Source organism: Neptuniibacter sp. QD37_6 (assembly GCF_047778085.1).
Lineage (GTDB): Bacteria > Pseudomonadota > Gammaproteobacteria > Pseudomonadales > Balneatricaceae > Neptuniibacter.
Genome location: NZ_CP180550.1, coordinates 3,110,340 through 3,126,646, shown reverse-complemented (window position 1 = coordinate 3,126,646; position 16,307 = coordinate 3,110,340). Strand labels below are relative to the sequence as shown.

12 protein-coding genes and 1 tRNA gene are annotated in these 16,307 nt (G+C 44.7%); 7 read left to right on the top strand and 6 right to left on the bottom strand.

Going from position 1 to position 16,307, the window contains the following annotated elements; all coding sequences use genetic code 11:
* Positions 1–13 precede the first annotated feature (13 nt).
* Positions 14–1,339: a Na+/H+ antiporter NhaA gene (gene nhaA, locus ACMXYO_RS14965; RefSeq protein ID WP_415885917.1), complete on the top strand. Its 1,326-nt coding sequence runs from the start codon at positions 14–16 to the stop codon at positions 1,337–1,339.
* Between the two features lie 850 nt (positions 1,340–2,189).
* The gene (locus ACMXYO_RS14960) at positions 2,190–2,489 is read left to right on the top strand and encodes a DUF1840 domain-containing protein (protein ID WP_415885916.1); all 300 of its coding nucleotides are present in this window, start codon (positions 2,190–2,192) and stop codon (positions 2,487–2,489) included.
* A 303-nt stretch (positions 2,490–2,792) separates the two neighbouring features.
* On the opposite strand, the gene ACMXYO_RS14955 is transcribed toward ACMXYO_RS14960, so the two are convergent.
* The 3 genes from ACMXYO_RS14955 to ACMXYO_RS14945 form a co-directional block, all read right to left on the bottom strand.
* A complete protein-coding gene (locus ACMXYO_RS14955; RefSeq protein ID WP_415888126.1) occupies positions 2,793–2,930 on the bottom strand; it encodes a hypothetical protein in 138 nt (45 codons plus the stop codon).
* Between the two features lie 93 nt (positions 2,931–3,023).
* Positions 3,024–3,464, bottom strand: a complete 441-nt coding sequence (locus ACMXYO_RS14950) for a CBS domain-containing protein (RefSeq protein ID WP_415885915.1) — start codon at positions 3,462–3,464, stop codon at positions 3,024–3,026.
* A 24-nt stretch (positions 3,465–3,488) separates the two neighbouring features.
* On the bottom strand, positions 3,489–4,718 hold the full coding sequence (locus tag ACMXYO_RS14945) for a cation:proton antiporter (protein ID WP_415885914.1): 1,230 nt from the start codon (positions 4,716–4,718) through the stop codon (positions 3,489–3,491).
* Positions 4,719–5,063: 345 nt separating this feature from the next.
* Here ACMXYO_RS14945 and ACMXYO_RS14940 point away from each other — a divergent pair.
* A protein-coding gene (locus ACMXYO_RS14940; protein WP_415885912.1) for an IS3 family transposase occupies positions 5,064–6,211 on the top strand; the annotation gives its coding sequence in 2 pieces (ribosomal slippage) (positions 5,064–5,301 and positions 5,301–6,211; 1,149 coding nt in all).
* A 43-nt stretch (positions 6,212–6,254) separates the two neighbouring features.
* Here ACMXYO_RS14940 and ACMXYO_RS14935 read toward each other — a convergent pair.
* The 3 genes from ACMXYO_RS14935 to ACMXYO_RS14925 all read right to left on the bottom strand — a co-directional run bounded on the left by ACMXYO_RS14935 (position 6,255) and on the right by ACMXYO_RS14925 (position 11,653).
* Entirely contained in the window at positions 6,255–8,471 is a 2,217-nt protein-coding gene (locus ACMXYO_RS14935) for an EAL domain-containing protein (RefSeq protein WP_415885911.1), read from the bottom strand.
* A gap of 22 nt (positions 8,472–8,493) precedes the next feature.
* On the bottom strand, positions 8,494–11,049 hold the full coding sequence (locus ACMXYO_RS14930; protein WP_415885910.1) for a chemotaxis protein CheB: 2,556 nt from the start codon (positions 11,047–11,049) through the stop codon (positions 8,494–8,496).
* Positions 11,050–11,566: 517 nt separating this feature from the next.
* A tRNA-Leu gene (locus ACMXYO_RS14925) sits at positions 11,567–11,653 on the bottom strand.
* A 136-nt stretch (positions 11,654–11,789) separates the two neighbouring features.
* On the opposite strand from ACMXYO_RS14925, the gene queA reads away from it, so the two are divergent.
* The 4 genes from queA to secD all read left to right on the top strand — a co-directional run bounded on the left by queA (position 11,790) and on the right by secD (position 16,303).
* Positions 11,790–12,824, top strand: coding sequence for a tRNA preQ1(34) S-adenosylmethionine ribosyltransferase-isomerase QueA (gene queA, locus ACMXYO_RS14920; RefSeq protein ID WP_415882522.1), 1,035 nt, complete (start codon positions 11,790–11,792; stop codon positions 12,822–12,824).
* 31 nt (positions 12,825–12,855) lie between these two features.
* Positions 12,856–13,995 carry a tRNA guanosine(34) transglycosylase Tgt gene (tgt, locus tag ACMXYO_RS14915; RefSeq protein WP_415885909.1) on the top strand — a complete coding sequence of 380 codons (1,140 nt, stop codon included), beginning with the start codon at positions 12,856–12,858 and terminating at the stop codon, positions 13,993–13,995.
* A gap of 56 nt (positions 13,996–14,051) precedes the next feature.
* Positions 14,052–14,384, top strand: a complete 333-nt coding sequence (gene yajC / locus ACMXYO_RS14910) for a preprotein translocase subunit YajC (protein ID WP_415882520.1) — start codon at positions 14,052–14,054, stop codon at positions 14,382–14,384.
* 65 nt (positions 14,385–14,449) lie between these two features.
* A complete protein-coding gene (gene secD / locus ACMXYO_RS14905; RefSeq protein WP_415885908.1) occupies positions 14,450–16,303 on the top strand; it encodes a protein translocase subunit SecD in 1,854 nt (617 codons plus the stop codon).
* The last annotated feature ends 4 nt before the right edge of the window (positions 16,304–16,307 follow it).

The following is a 16,307-nucleotide window of genomic DNA, read 5'->3' as shown; positions in this document are numbered from 1 at the left end:
CAGAATGATTTTTATGATGAAAGATCGGCAAGCTAATCCAGATACCACTCGATTACCAAAGGAGCTTGTTGATCGGCTGACGAACCCTTTTGTACGCTTTTTACACATCGAGTCCGCAGGTGGATCGATTCTCTTATTGTTTACCATTGCTGCACTGGTTCTATCGAACTCGCCCTGGGCGGTTTCGTTCGAACATGCTTGGGAGACGCGGGTGGGACTTCAGTTCGGCTCCTTTGAATTTGGTCGTTCGCTGCGTGAGTGGATCAATGAAGGTCTGATGACGTTTTTCTTCTTTCTTGTTGCGGTGGAGCTTAAGCGGGAGATAATTCTTGGAGAGTTGAACGAACCGCGCCAGGCCGCGCTCTCCATAGCCGCAGCCCTCGGCGGCATGATCCTCCCCGCCGCCATCTATCTGACACTGCAATCGGGGCAGGCCGCTCAGTCTGGGTGGGGCACCGTCATGGCAACTGACACGGCGTTTGTTATCGGTTGTCTGGCTCTGCTCGGCTCGCGCATCCCTAAAAGTTTGCGGGTATTTATGCTATCGTTGGCGATTGTTGACGATATAGGCGCCATACTGGTCGTCGCGATAGGCTACAGCAGCCATATTGTCTGGTGGCCGTTGACGTTGGCTGCTCTGGGTTTGGTGATGACGCGCATCATCTCCGTACTCGGATTTCGTGGTTTTCCGCTCTACCTATTGGTCGGTGTATTCACCTGGCTTGCCGTGGATGCGTCTGGTATCCACTCCACCGTCACAGGCGTCATACTCGGTTTAATGGCGCCCGCTCGTCGCTGGGTGAGTGACAAACGGCTTTATTCGATATTGGGTCAGGTGATTTCCCATCCATCCAGTGACGAAACCAGTAGAGACACGAAGGATCGGCAAACGTTGCAAATTGCTGAAGTAGCTGCGCGTGAATCGCTTTCTCCAGCAGAACGCCTGGAGATAACGCTGCACCCTTGGGTGGCTTTTGCCATCATGCCACTATTCGCATTTGCCAACGCAGGCTTGCCACTCACATTCAGTGACATTGATAGCTCGGTTACAGGGGCAATTTTCTTAGGTTTCGTGCTGGGTAAGCCCATAGGTATTCTGTTTTTTACTTGGCTGGCAGTGTGCTTGCACATTGCCATATTTCCTCCAGGACTTAATTGGCGGCTGCTGGTCGGTGGTGGTTTTCTCGCCGGAATCGGCTTCACCATGGCGTTGTTTATTGCAAATATAGCTTTTAGCGAAAACCTCATTGACAGCGCTAAGCTGGGAATCTTCCTCGCATCTGTTGTTTCTGCAGTGGTGGGTCTAGCATTGTTGATGCGGTTGCCAGAAAGAGGGTAAACCTCGTTACGACGCAGCTGCCGAAGGCTACTCACCTCAGCAGAGTGCGGTGACTACGAACTGTTTCAGTTAATGCGATTGATAGATAGCTATGTAAATTGAATCAGAATAGGATCATTCTTTTCCTTCGCTGGTTGTTTTAGTGGATGCCCAATGGACATAGATGATCCAACCCTTGCCAAGCTTTTAAAAGCATCAGAAAAGAAGAAAAAGTGCTCAACTTCAGAGAATACTCCCCTGACAGTTCAGGCCACAGTTTTAAAGATGGATTCAAACAGCCAGGGCCACAAACCTAAAAACTGTCCACTCTAGAGTTCAAATTCCCTGAAAGCTCAGATTTTACCTTAAGTTATGAATTCAAGCTTCCTGATTCGCAAAATTGGAAATTAGATTATGGCGAGTTCAGCCTGGATAAAATCGTCACTAAGAAGAAAAAGCGTAGGTATGTCGACAGGCTGAATATCCCAGTCTTAGCGAAAGATACTGAATACGTACTGCATGAAAGCGGCAGAGATAATATCATCCTCTGTCACACATACGCTATAGGGATAGATGATAGCTACGCGACAGGGATTATTGAGACTACGAGTAAAGGCAAAGATGGTCGTATAAAGCTCGCTCAGCTGCTAATAGCAGCCATTGAGCACGCGTTAGAAGAAGAGACGTTGGATTCATGGCCAGAATCATTCTGGTTCTGTGCTCACTGAAAGAGTAAGTCCTATGCAGCATCCGGATGTGTAGAGTGGTGAATAATGTGTTGGTGCCACAGAAGTCTGCAATAATGTAGATGTCTTTCTTATCTGTTTTATTTTAATCAGTAGTACAGGTTAATCAATTCAAGGAGCATCTCATGCTGATAACATTTACAACAGATGCATATAGCAGTATTACGATGTTTGGCGATGTAGGTCTTTCCATGCTAGAAATGATGGGGCACAGCGCGACCGTCCCTGGCGCAATTCTGGCAGCAGACGTTCCTGAAGCACTGAGCAAGTTAACCGCTGCAGTTGATGCGGATAAAAAGCAGCCTCTTGTTATGGGCAAGGATGATACTGAAGAAGAGGAGGTGAGCTTGACAAATCGAGCGCTCCCGCTGATTGATCTTCTTGCTGCTGCAGTGAAGGAAAAATCTGACGTTATGTGGAAATAGTTACAGAGCAGGATTACCTTAAACCCTAGCAAGGCCTAATTGCAGGGATGAAAAAATCAACGAAGCAACAGGCCTTTCACGCAGTTTATTCTCAGTGCAGACCGAGTTGTCAGGGTAAAACCACTGTCATATCTATATGAGCCACAGGCGCACCCAAGAACCGTTTACGGGGCGTATTCTGATCACAGTGCCGGTGGAATAGTGTTGTCGGTATTTGTATTGAATTATAAATTGATTAAAGCGCTACTTAGGCAAGTCAAAACTTCCATATTTATGCCTTAGATTCAAACCCTAAAGCTTCCTTCAAAAAGCACTTCTCCCGAAAACAACTGATTGAATTGCTTCAGCAGCCTCTCGTACTTTGTATCCTTGATCGACAACAAGTTGAGCTGATTCAAGACGAAATTCAGGGCTGAAGTTTGGTCGCTTTGGTTTTGTCATAGTGTCACCTGTGTAGTCTGGAGGTGACCATATCACCTCTAATTAGGTGGCCAAATTCACTATGCTACTACATGAATGTTAACGATAAGCACCTCAATTATGTTTCCATAATTTAGGCAGCGCATTTAATAAGTCTAGTAATGTAAGATCTCCGATCACTTGCCCTTCGGTATTTAGAATTGCGATCTCTTTAACATTGGCATCTATCATTTTTTTGAGGACTACTTCAGCATCCTCACCCTCCGTTGTCGATATGGGATTCTTCAGCATAATGTCCCTCGCTACCTCATAAGTAACAGCTGCTATAAGCCTACGAGGATGTATCCTGGGTTCGAAAGTGTGTGAAAGGATCTGTCTCACAAGCATATCCAGAGAAATCGTACCCGTAAGCTCTTTGTTTTCATTCACGACATAAACAGTCCCACTGTGCTTGAAGCCATACATGGTTTCTAATACGGTAGAAAGCGTGCTTGTTTCTGAAACAATAGGCGCGCTTTTTTCCTTGAAGCATTTAATTACCTCTCGAGTTTTCATCTAAACCCCCATACTTTATCAATACTACTCATGGTGTGTTTCTCCTGATCGCTGAAGCGCATATCTAACAAGCGGCGGGGCAATCAGCTCATTGGCGATAACCGATAAGAGGACGGCATTTACCATGAGGTCCGCAAGGAGGGGTGAGTTGAACATATCTTTCGCCAATAATATTAAGCCAACCGTTACCCCCGCTTTTGGTAAGAGTGCAAGACCAAGGTATTGCCGTACCGTTTTAGGAGCATGAGAAATTATTGCGCCTATACGCGCCCCGAAGAATTTGCCTATGAAGCTTCCTAATATAATAAGCCCAGCAAGAAAAAAACCAGAAACACTGAAGATAGATAAATTAAGATGAGCACCCGCTAAGACAAAGAACATGCTGAAAAGAAACTCTTCTACATCCTCAATAACACTAAAAATATCATGCGTGTGCGCAATGAAATTAGCCACCATAAAGCCAAAGGCCATATTCGCGATGAGGGGTGAAACATCTGTGCTATTGCAGATACCTGAAATCAACAGAATAAAACCACCAACAAGGCCGAGCATTGCATCACGACGTTGAACAAAACAGACCGCTTTACTAAAAATAAGCCCTGAAACAATACCTATCACTACAGAGGTAAAGATCGACAGAGCGGGGGAAATCATAATCTGCCACGAAAGAGTTTCCGCCTCCATTAGGCTGTTAGCCAGTACTATTGAGAATGAAAAAAAGACAATCGCAGCAACATCGTCGAGAGCCACTACCGCAAGAAGTGTCGTAGTAAAAGGCCCAGAAGCCCTGCATTCATGCACGATCGCCATTACTGCCGCTGGTGCTGTCGCAGCAGTAATGGCGCCTATAACTAGAGCCATAGGAAATATTGTTTGCCAAAAAGACTGTGGGGGTAAATTGATATTAATAATGGAAGGTGCTATCAGGCATATAAGTAAGGTGGTTACAAAAAACGCCCCGAATGACTCCATAACGTTAATCCATAAAATAAAGCCATATAGTTTTTTCAAACTCTTCAGAACAAGAGCTCCCCCTATTGAGAAGGCTATAATGCCGAGAGCAATATCAGTGATGACCGAAAGCTCTTCATTAACCACCGTTTCTTGGAAAAAGCCGGTTACTGATGGGCTAAGGATCATTCCTGTTACGATATATCCGCTGACGCGGGGGAACTTGAAATGCGAGGCTATCAACCCACCGACAAAGCCAGCTAGCAGAAGAGCACCAATATGGATTAGAGGCTCGGAATTCATGGTGAAAACCAAAAAAAGATCAGAACAATAGTATAGGTCTAATACTGAGTTTATTCTTTAAAGCTACTGTTAGTGCTATTACTTTTGATTGAATGTAGTGAGACACAATTAAGTTAATTGCTCGGTTATAGGCAGAGATGATGCAGTAGCCGTAAGCCTGTCTTTGAAGCAGTTGCTCGGCTTCTAAATTCATCCCTATTGTCTGTAGTTCGTTAGCGACTGGAATTACCAGTGGCGAAATTTGTTTTGATACTCACCTTTACTCATTACGATACTCATGACTGAATTGCCCCTAGTTTGCTAGACATCTCTCAGCCATAGAAAATGGCTTTTAAAGAGGTGCTTATGAGCAACAAACGTTATCCGGAAGAGTTCAAGATCGAAGCGGTTAAACAGGTCACTGACCGAGGCTACAGCGTTGCTGATGTAGCTAAACGGCTCGATGTTACAACCCACAGCCTTTATGCCTGGATCAAGAAGTACGGCCCCGATTCAGCCGAACATAAAGCAAAGACAGATGAGCAGCTAGAGATACGCCGTCTCAAGAAAGAACTGAAGCGAGTCACTGAAGAGCGGGATATATTAAAAAAAGCCGCGGTGTACTTCGCCAACCAGTCCGATTGAGGTACACCTTTATCCGTGATCATCATAAGGACTGGCCTGTACGTCAGCTCTGTTCATTACTGGATGTACATCCTAGCGGGTATTACGCATGGCGTAAGAAACCTTCTTCCAAGCGCCCTGTAGAAGATCAACGGCTCACTGGATTGATCAAGCAGTATTGGTTGGAGTCAGGTGGTGTGTATGGCTACCGCAGGATCCATAGCGATCTGCGCGAGTATGGTGAAGTCTGTGGCCCAAATAGAGTTTATCGACTCATGCGTATAGCTGGGCTGAAGGCACAGGTTGGTTACAGGAAACCACGCCAGACAAGCGGCAAGGTTCATATTGTCACGCCGAACCACCTTCAGCAGCAATTCAATGTACCTGCACCTAACAAAGCATGGGTAACAGATATCACCTATATCAAAACCCATGAGGGTTGGCTGTATTTGGGGATTGTCGTTGACCTGTTCTCAAGGCGAGTTATTGGATGGTCAATGCAATCCCGTATTACAAAGGAACTAGTGCTGGACGCTTTACTCATGGCTATATGGCGACGTAATCCTGAATCAGAGGTTATTGTTCATTCTGATCAGGGAAGTCAGTACACAAGCCATGATTGGCAATCCTTTTTAGAGATGCATGGCTTTAAAGGAAGTATGAGCCGACGAGGTAACTGCCACGACAATGCCGTTGCTGAGAGCTTTTTCCAACTACTGAAAAGGGAAAGAATCCGCCGCAGGGTTTATGCAACCAGAGAAGATGCACGCTGTGATATCTTTGAATACATAGAGCTGTTTTACAACAGCAAACGACGTCATGGTTTTAATGATCAGCTATCACCGATAGAGTATGAAAACCGATATGAGAAACGGCTGATGGGTGTCTAAAGAACTAGTGGCGATTCAGTTTGTTTAAAGATCTGGATACAATTCAGGAGTAACTGTCTAAAATGGCTTCAAACTGATCGGCTGATACTGCTTTAGAAAAGAGGAAGCCTTGCCCGTAATCACAACCTGCCGTATGTAATAGCTCTCGTTGCATCTCTGTTTCGATACCCTCTGCGATTACTTTTATACCCAGCTTATGTGCCATAACAATAATAGCTTCGCATAAGGCCATATCATCTGAACCTGGTTTGAGATCCTTAACAAATACCCTATCAATTTTTATGTAATCCACATCAAATTTCTTAAGATAAGCGAGTGATGAGTATCCAGTTCCAAAATCATCTAATGAAATTTCGATCCCAGACTCATGTAATTGTATAAGCTGCCGATTAATTGGCTCACTGCCATCCATTAGTAAGCCCTCGGTGATTTCAATGACCAAAGCATTAGGGTCGAGATCAATCCGCTGTAAATAATTAAGCCAGACTTCTTGGTTATATGATCTAGAAAACTGTGCGGGAGATTTATTAAGGCTAATCTGAAACTCTGAATCGTAACCTGACCTCCATGCTAATGCCTGTTGCGCTACCTGGTGAAAGATCCAATCGCCTATTTTAGTGATCTGATCGCTATCTTCCGCAATAGGAATAAACTCATCAGGTGAAACATAGCCCAAAACCGGATGTTTCCAACGAAGCAGTGCTTCTGCTTTATGTAATTTCCCGGTATTCAAATCGATAATGGGTTGGTAGAAAACAGAGAGCTGATGTTTGCTTAGAGCCTCTCTCAATTCACTATTCAAATAAACCTTTCTATTAATCTCCTCTTGTAATAACTGTGTGAAAAAATGGACCCGATTTCGCCCCTGCTTTTTCGCAGCATACATTGCATTGTCAGCATCATTAATTAACTCTTCATCAACTGTAGAGTCATCAGGAAAAACAGCCACGCCGATACTGACCGATACATGGGCTGAAGAACTGTTTAGCTGAAATGGCTCTGCCATAACTTGTAAAATTCGGTTAGCAGCGGGAAGAATAGTGCTGAGATCATCTAGTTCGCCCATAATTATTGAAAATTCGTCACCACCCAGGCGTGCTACAGTATCCGTCTCTCTAACGCACCCACTCAGTCTAGTAGCAGCTTCTATCAATAAAGCATCACCAATCTTGTGCCCAAATGAATCATTAATTTCTTTAAATTTATCAATGTCGAGTGACAACAATACAAGTTTCTTCTGGTTTCGTGATGCTAAGTGAAGGCCTTGGGCTAACCGATCTTGAAATAGCTGCCGATTAGGTAAACCAGTGAGTAGATCATAATTAGCCTGTTTGAGAATAAGATTATCTAAACGTTTCCTTTCACTAATATCTGAAAAGGTTGCAACACGATGAGTCACTAAGTTTTTTGAGTCGTATATAGAGCTAACAGATAGTTGTGCCGTATATTCTTCACCGTTTTTACGGAGAAGGTTCAACTCCCCTTCCCACTTGCCTTGATGAAGATCGCTCCATAAATATTGCAGCGTTTCAGGTCTTTGATTTTCATTTGTTGTCTTCGATTGAATTAATACGGGAGATTGCCCCATGATCTCATCACGACTATACCCCGTTAGAACAGTGAAAGACTGATTTACATTAATAATTTCAAAGTCTGTATTTATCACCATAACCGCTTCAGACAGTGAGCCATAAACAGCTGCAGCAAGCCTCATTTCAGTTTCTGCTTTCTTGTTCGCGGTGATGTCGTTCATGGTTATTAGACAATGCTCAGGGACTGAATCGGGTTTGACCTCCAGATTCACCCAGATATGTTTAGAGCCTATACTCAAGCTGAGTTCAACGCTTTCTTTGAGCTGGGAATTAATGACAGCCACTAAGGTCTTAACGAGTTTTGTTCTCTGAGTGGGGCATACAAAATGGGTAAGTTTGGAGCCGATCAATTCAGATCTATCGTTATCGAGCAACGTCGAGCCAGTTAGGTTGATCGAGATAATCTCGGCATCATTATTTAGCACCAGGTATGCAAGTGGAGCAAATTCGAACAACTCAGTGTAGCGGTTGAGGGCTTCGGTTTGAGCAATACGCGCATCTTCGAGAGCGAGGTTTTGCATTTCCAGCTCAATTTGGTGGACAGAGAGTTCATGCAATAACTTATTTTTTTCTGCATCACTGTGCTTAGCGCCTACCTTGTTAAGACGTTGTTCTGCCTTCTGCCTAAGATTGGTTTTCTTCTCATCCAGATCAACTTCTTTCATCATCGTTAAATCAACCTAAAGGCTATTATTTTGCTAGCTCAAGCAGCTTCAATTCTTGAATATCAATGAGCGTAATTACCACCCCGTCAATGACATTTTCTTGCGTGCGATAAGGCATTATTCTTACTTTATACCAATGATTTTTATGCGTTTTTATTTGCTTTTCACAAAAGATCAATGTTCTTAATACTTGAGTAACGTCCTGCTGTAAGTCGGGATACTCTAACTCAGTCACAATGTCTGACAGTGGACGCCCAATATCACTTTCTATCAACCTAAACAGAGGCGTACAAAAGCTCGTAAAGCGACGTACATTAAGTTCACCATCTAGAAACAGTGTTGCTATCTCTGTGCTGTTAAGTAGGTTGACCATGTCATTGTTTACGGATGATAAATCCTCTACTTTTGAGTGTAGTTCACTGTTGAGTGTTTGGAGTTCTTCATTGAGTGACTGCATCTCCTCTTTTGAGGTCGTAAGCTCTTCGTTCGTTGATTGTAACTCTTCATTGGTGGATTGAAGCTCTTCATTTGCGGCTCTTACTTCCTCTTGCGAGATTCTATTCTCATCCCGCAAGGTGTTGAGTGCTTGCCGTGCTTGTTGCAATTCAAGTGCGAGAGCTTTTTCATTTGTGGTTAATTTGTCTGTTGGGTCTCTATCCGGAGCGATAAAGTCTGAAAACATCACCATGAGCAAACCGGAAAGTTCTTTTGGTGTAACAATGGTTTGTGCCTCGATTTCAACACCCTGAGTCGCTTGATTACTCAGTGAAATCGTTCCTTGAACTTTAACGAGTTCTTTCTGACTGATTGCCGCTCTGATCGCTGTTTCCAAAGCAGGGCGTAAGTCATCATGGATCATTGCGTAAATATTCCAGTTAGCTCGACCTGCCGCAGGCTCAAGGTATTTCCCCGTACGTCCATTAATATAAAGGATGTCGCCATCTTCATTAATTAATACAGCAGGGGGCGAAAAATGACGCAATAACAGTGTGTCGGCTAATGTCTGGAGGTTGTCGAGAGGTTTGCTCATAGGAGCCTCGTGCACTAAAAATTCTGGATTGGAATATAAGGTTGTGGGTACTTGGGTCGGGAAAGCAACATCAAGGAACTTTCGCGGATTATTCATCCGTTTATAGATATGTGACTTTTCAGCTATCGGCTTAAACAGATATGAATCTGTGCCAACCGTTTCGGCAGATCCTAATATCAATATGCCCTGATCACTTAGCGAATAGTGAAACAGAGAAATTAAGCGCTTCTGCAACGCAGAATCCAGATAAATAAGAAGATTGCGGCAACTTAAGATATCCAGCTTAGTAAATGGGGGATCCATGGTAATGTTTTGTTTAGCGAAAACAATCATTTCCCGAATCGATGCATTAATACGATAGCCAGTATCCACTTTCGTAAAGTAACGTGCTAATTGATCCTTAGGTACGTCAGCTTCAATTTGTGAGGGGTAATGGCCTGCCCGGGCAAACTTGATCGCCTGTTCATCTAGATCAGTGGCAAAAATCTGTAATGAAAACATTCCTTCAGGGTTTAGCTTGCGCAAGGCGTCGCTGAACGCCATTGCCAAAGAATAAGCCTCTTCGCCGGTTGAGCAAGCGGATACCCAGGCACGAAATGCTCGCCCATCGGGGTTGTTTTTAAGTAACTCAGGTAGTACATCGTCTACCAGGCCATCCCAAATTAGGGGGTCGCGAAAAAAATTAGTTACGCCGATTAATAATTCGTTAAACAGTAAATCTAACTCATTAGGGTTATGCTGGAGATAGTTAAGGTATACATCCTTAGACAGAATCTGATGTATGCCCATCCGCCTATCTATACGACGAAAGATCGTACTTTTTTTATAGAGTGAAAAGTCATGGCCTGTATGCTCATGTAACAAACCGATGATGCCCTCTATAGGCTTTTGCTTAGGCAGATCAGAGGCTAGATCAGTAGGTATGCTTACCTGTGCAGGTTTAACAAGGCTGCCATGCTTGCAGTACGCCAGGATGTTAGCAGGAAGCTCATGGGCTGGAGCAATAACATCTGCCAATCCAGAATCAATAATACTGAGTGGCATACTGTCAAATTTAGCTGAATCGGATGATTGTACGAGTACTATTCCGCCATTTCCTTTAATAGATATAGCGCCTTTTTTTCCATCGCTGCCCATACCGGAAAGAATGACCGCTATAGCGCGCTCATGTTGGTCTTTCGCTAAGGACAGGAAGAAAAAATCGATAGGTAAACGCTGCCCCCTAGCTGCTATTGGGGCACTTAAATGCAAAAGTCCCTTCGAGATTGAGATGTCGTAATTTGGGGGAATAATGTAAACACAATCCGGTTCTACTTTTTGTCGATCCACCGCCTGTGTAACCGCCATTGGCGTTATACGCTGTAAGATTTCCGGTAGGAGATCCTTTTGATCAGGGTCCAAATGTTGAATAACGACAAAAGATAGGCCGCTAGCGAGAGGAACTTTACGGAAAAAAACATCAAGTGCTTCTAGCCCTCCTGCAGAGGCGCCAATGCCAACAATGACTGGTGAATCAGTGTTTCTAGATATTGTTTTATGGGTTTTTATCACAAAGAAATTCTCAAAGAAAAATCAATATCACTATACCCAATATGTAATCAACGGATAAGTCTCATCTCTAAGATGCATGGGTTGTTAGTACGACTTTTAGCCATTTTCGATGGTTTACTTTGTTCTTATAGAGTTAAAATTCTGAGGAATTGGTATTCAAACTATTGAATGGACTTCTTTTGGCGCATAGGAGGTCTTGGATATTTGAATTCTTTCCTATCAGACAATGGCTGCTCTGTGTCGTTAGCTGCCCTTGAACGCCTGAATTTGGGGCGTAATTACCCTACGTTTTGACTGTAAAGCCGGACTTTATCTATACAGAGGTTGTGAATCTTTGTGTAGAACGATGGATTGTATTGGATTCCTCTGCGCACAGAATCCGCACAGGAAATTTTCGGGTTATGGACCGGGGGTGAAATTTAGGCACAAAAAAAGCGGCCATCTTTCGATTCCGCTTCTCGATCAGAGCCCTTGTGATACAAGGGTTTTCTCTTATTCCTCAAAGGGTTGAGGAGGATGGTACCAGCGGCCGGACTCGAACCGGCACGCCCGTGAAGGCAAGGGATTTTGAATCCCTCATGTCTACCAATTTCATCACGCTGGCACTTAAGAGAGGCGTATTATAGAAATCTGGACGCTTGCGTCAATCAATACTTTTGGAAAACCTGAAAAAAAATCTCTTTTCCGGTACAATGCGCGCCCTTAAGTCCCTTTGATGTTGATATAGAAGAATTCCCTGAATGCAGGTTAAAGATTTTCATTTTGAGCTTCCAGAGGAACTCATTGCGAGTTTTCCTCTAGAGCAGCGTAGCGCTAGCCGTTTGTTATCTGTGAATGGCGATTCTGGTGAACTCAATCACGGTCAATTTACCGATGTGCTTGAATTGATCCAACCGGGTGATCTTATGATCTTCAATGACACCCGTGTTATCCCAGCTCGTTTATTTGGTACTAAAGAGTCTGGCGGTAAAGTTGAGGTTTTAGTTGAGCGTGTATTAGACGATAAGCGTGCCTTAACCCATGTGCGTTCCAGTCGTTCGCCTAAGCCGGGTACTAAGCTGATTCTTGAAGGTGGTATTGAAGCTGAGATGGTGGCTCGTCACGAGAACCTATTTGAGCTTAAATTTTTGATTGAAGGCGGCCTGGTTCAGGCGCTTGAACAGCATGGTCATATGCCACTACCGCCGTATATGAAACGTGAAGATCAGTTAGAAGATCGTGAACGTTACCAAACGGTTTACAACAAAAAGCCAGGTGCCGTAGCTGCACCTACAGCAGGTCTGCATTTTGATGATGCCCTGCTGGCTAAGCTGGATGACATGGGCGTGAAACGTGCATTTGTGACTTTGCATGTAGGCGCGGGTACGTTTCAGCCGGTTAAAGTCGATAATATCGATGAGCATGTGATGCACTCCGAGTATATCGAAGTGAGCGAAGAGGTTTGTGAGCTGGTGAAGCAAACGCGTGCCGAAGGTGGTCGTGTGATTGCGGTAGGGACGACCAGTGTGCGCAGCTTGGAGAGCGCGAGCCGTAATGGCGAAATCGAGCCATTATTTGGTGATAGCGATATCTTTATCTTCCCAGGTTACGAATTCAAATCTGTGGATGCGATGATCACCAACTTCCATCTGCCAGAATCCACTCTGTTGATGCTTGTGAGCGCGTTCTCCGGCTACGACAACATGATGAAGGCATATAAAGAGGCGGTTGAGCAGAAATACCGTTTCTTTAGTTATGGCGATGCCATGTATTTAACACGTAAAAGTGGTCAGTGATTTAACTGCGTAAATTAGAGGTAAGAGTTAAATGAGCAGAGAATGTTTTATGCAGTTTGATAAGCTGGCTGAAGATGGTAAAGCCCGTCGCGGTCGCTTGCAGTTCCCACGTGGTACGGTTGAAACGCCAGCGTTTATGCCGGTAGGTACTTACGGCACGGTTAAAGGTATGACGCCGAGAGATATTGAAGCGACTGGCGCACAGATTATTTTGGGTAATACTTTCCACCTGATGCTGCGTCCGGGTACCGAGATTGTTAAGCAACATGGCGATCTGCATGACTTTATGCAGTGGAAAGGCCCGATCCTAACTGACTCCGGTGGTTTCCAGGTATTTAGCTTGGGTAAAATGCGTAAGATCACCGAAGAGGGTGTGACCTTTCAGTCCCCTGTAAACGGCAGCAAAGTGTTTATGGGCCCAGAAGAGTCGATGCAGGTTCAGCGCGAGTTGGGTTCTGACATCGTAATGATCTTCGATGAATGTACGCCATACCCTGCGACAGAAACCGAAGCGGCTGAGTCTATGCGCCTATCTATGCGTTGGGCTAAGCGCTCTAAAGACGCACACGGCGATAACCCAGCAGCGCTGTTTGGTATCGTTCAGGGCGGTATGTACCCGCACCTACGTGATGAATCGATGAAAGGCTTGGAAGAGATCGGTTTTGATGGTTATGCCATTGGCGGTCTGTCGGTAGGTGAGCCTAAAGATGAGATGGTGAAAGTACTGGATCATCTTGCCTACAAAATGCCGGCTGAGAAACCACGCTATTTGATGGGTGTAGGTAAGCCAGAAGATATCGTTGAAGCGGTTCGCCGTGGTGTCGATATGTTCGACTGTGTAATGCCAACACGTAACGCGCGAAACGGCTTCCTATTTACCGATACGGGTGTGGTTAAGATCCGTAATGCGGTAAATAAAACCGATACGCGTCCGCTTGATGAGAACTGTGATTGCTACACTTGCCAGAACTTTAGCCGTGCATATTTGCACCACTTGGATAAGTGTAAAGAGATCTTAGGCGCGCAGTTAAATACCATTCATAACCTGCATTACTATCAGCAGCTAATGGCTGGATTGCGTCAAGCTATCGAACAGGGTAAATTGAGCGACTTTGTGGACGAATTTTATCGTAAGCGTGGCCTTGAAACGCCCGCAATTGACTCCATATAAGTTGTTAGTGCTTTTATAACGACAAGAATTTTTACATTATTTTTAGGAGTAGCTAAATGAGCTTCTTTATCTCCCCAGCTTATGCTGAAGGTGCTGCCGGTGCCCCAATGGATTCTGGTATGTTCAACATGATCTTCTTGGTTGGCTTTGGTCTGATCTTCTACTTCTTCATGTGGCGTCCACAGGCTAAGCGCGCTAAAGAGCACAAAGAGCTTCTAGGTGGCCTTAGCAAAGGTGACGAAGTGATCACTGCAGGTGGTATTCTGGGTAAAGTAGTTAACCTAAACGACGACTACATTGTTCTAGAAGTGAGCGAAGGTACTGAACTGACTTTCCAAAAAACTCACGTATCAGCAGCTCTGCCAAAAGGCACTCTTAAGAGCATCTAAGCTAATTCACAGACGCCACTACATCTAGTAGTGGCGTTTCTGTTTCTATCAGGGAATAGGGCGCTATGCTCAATCGATACCCCCTCTGGAAAAATCTCCTTATTTTGTTTGTGTTAGTGTTCGGTGGTTTATACGCTGCACCTAACTTGTATCCCGATGATTATGCGATCCAGCTAACTGGTACACGTGATGTATTTGAAGTGGATCAGCCGCTAATCGAAAAAGTTACTGCTGCGCTGGAGCGTGAAGGTGTATCTGTTAAGGAAACTGAGCTTGAGAGAAAAGCTGGCCTTATCCGTTTCCCTGATGGCGACTCCCAGCTTAAAGCGAAAGATATTATTACTCGTGTAGTAGGCGATGATTACGTTGTAGCGCTTAACTTGGCACCAACAACGCCAGAATGGCTTTCTTCTATGGGTGCAGGCCCAATGAAGCTTGGTCTTGACCTACGTGGTGGTGTTCACTTCCTTCTAGAAGTTGATCTACCAAAAGCGGTGACTCAGAAGCTAGAAAACTATGCGTCTGAGATCAAAGGTCGTCTACGTGAAGAGAAGCTACGTTACCGTAAGCTAGAAACGCGTGAAAACGGTGCCTTGGCAATTAAATTTACCAAGCTAGAGTCTCGTGATGCAGCGGTTAACCTTCTACGTCAGGAATATACTGAGTTCTTAGTCACTGCAGATGAGCGCGATGGTGAGTTTTATGTTGAAGTTAACCTGACTGAACAAGCTGTTCGTGATATCGAAACTTATGCGATCAAACAGAACCTGACAACACTTCGTAACCGTGTAAACGAACTAGGTGTAGCTGAGCCGCTGGTTCAGCGTCAAGGTCGTAACCGTATCGTAGTTCAGCTACCGGGTATCCAGGATACTGCGGCGGCGAAGAAAATTATCGGTAAGACAGCAACGCTTGAATTCCGTTTGGAAGCGAAACCAGGTGCAAGCTCTGCACGTACTGAGGTTTATGAGTTCCGTAGTGAGCTAGGTCGTAAAGCTACGCTAGAGAAAGATGTCATCATCAAAGGTGATAACGTATCTAACGCGCAGGCTTCTTTCGATGAGAACGGTCAGCCACAGGTAAACATCTCGCTTGATTCTAAAGGTGGTGAGCTAATGGCTCGTACCACTAAGAACGCTGTACAACGCCGCATGGCTGTACTGTTCGTAGAAGATAAAGAGCGTACGGTAACTAAGACGGTTGATGGTGTTCAGGTAACGGAAAAAGTACGTTACACCGAGAAGAACATTATCTCTCTTGCGACGATTCAGGCAGTATTGGGTAACTCTTTCCGAATTACAGGTTTGGATGGAGCAGGCGAATCTTCTGAACTAGCGCTATTGCTACGTGCCGGTGCACTGGCTGCGCCAATCTACTTTGTAGAGGAGCGTACAGTAGGCCCAAGCTTGGGTGCGCAGAACATCGAAACCGGTGTGATGTCGGTTCAGATCGGTCTAGCCCTAGTATTGCTATTCATGATTTTGTACTACCGCGTGTTTGGTCTACTAGCGAATATCGCACTGACCTTGAACCTGATGCTATTGGTTGCAGTGATGTCGATGCTATCGGCAACGCTTACGCTGCCGGGTATTGCGGGTATCGTATTGACGGTTGGTATGGCCGTGGATGCGAACGTACTGATCTTCTCGCGTATCAAAGAAGAACTTAAAAATGGTCTGCCACCGCAATCAGCAATTAATGCTGGTTTCAAAGGCGCGACTACAACCATCTTTGATGCCAACATCACAACGCTTCTTGCGGCAGTTATTTTGTTTGCGATGGGTACGGGGCCAGTTAAAGGCTTCGCGATCACGCTATCTGTAGGTATTTTGACCTCTATGTTCACGGCGATTCTTGTAACACGTGCACTGGTTAACTTAACTTACGGCGGCCGCCAAGTTAGCAAACTATCAATCTGAGGAA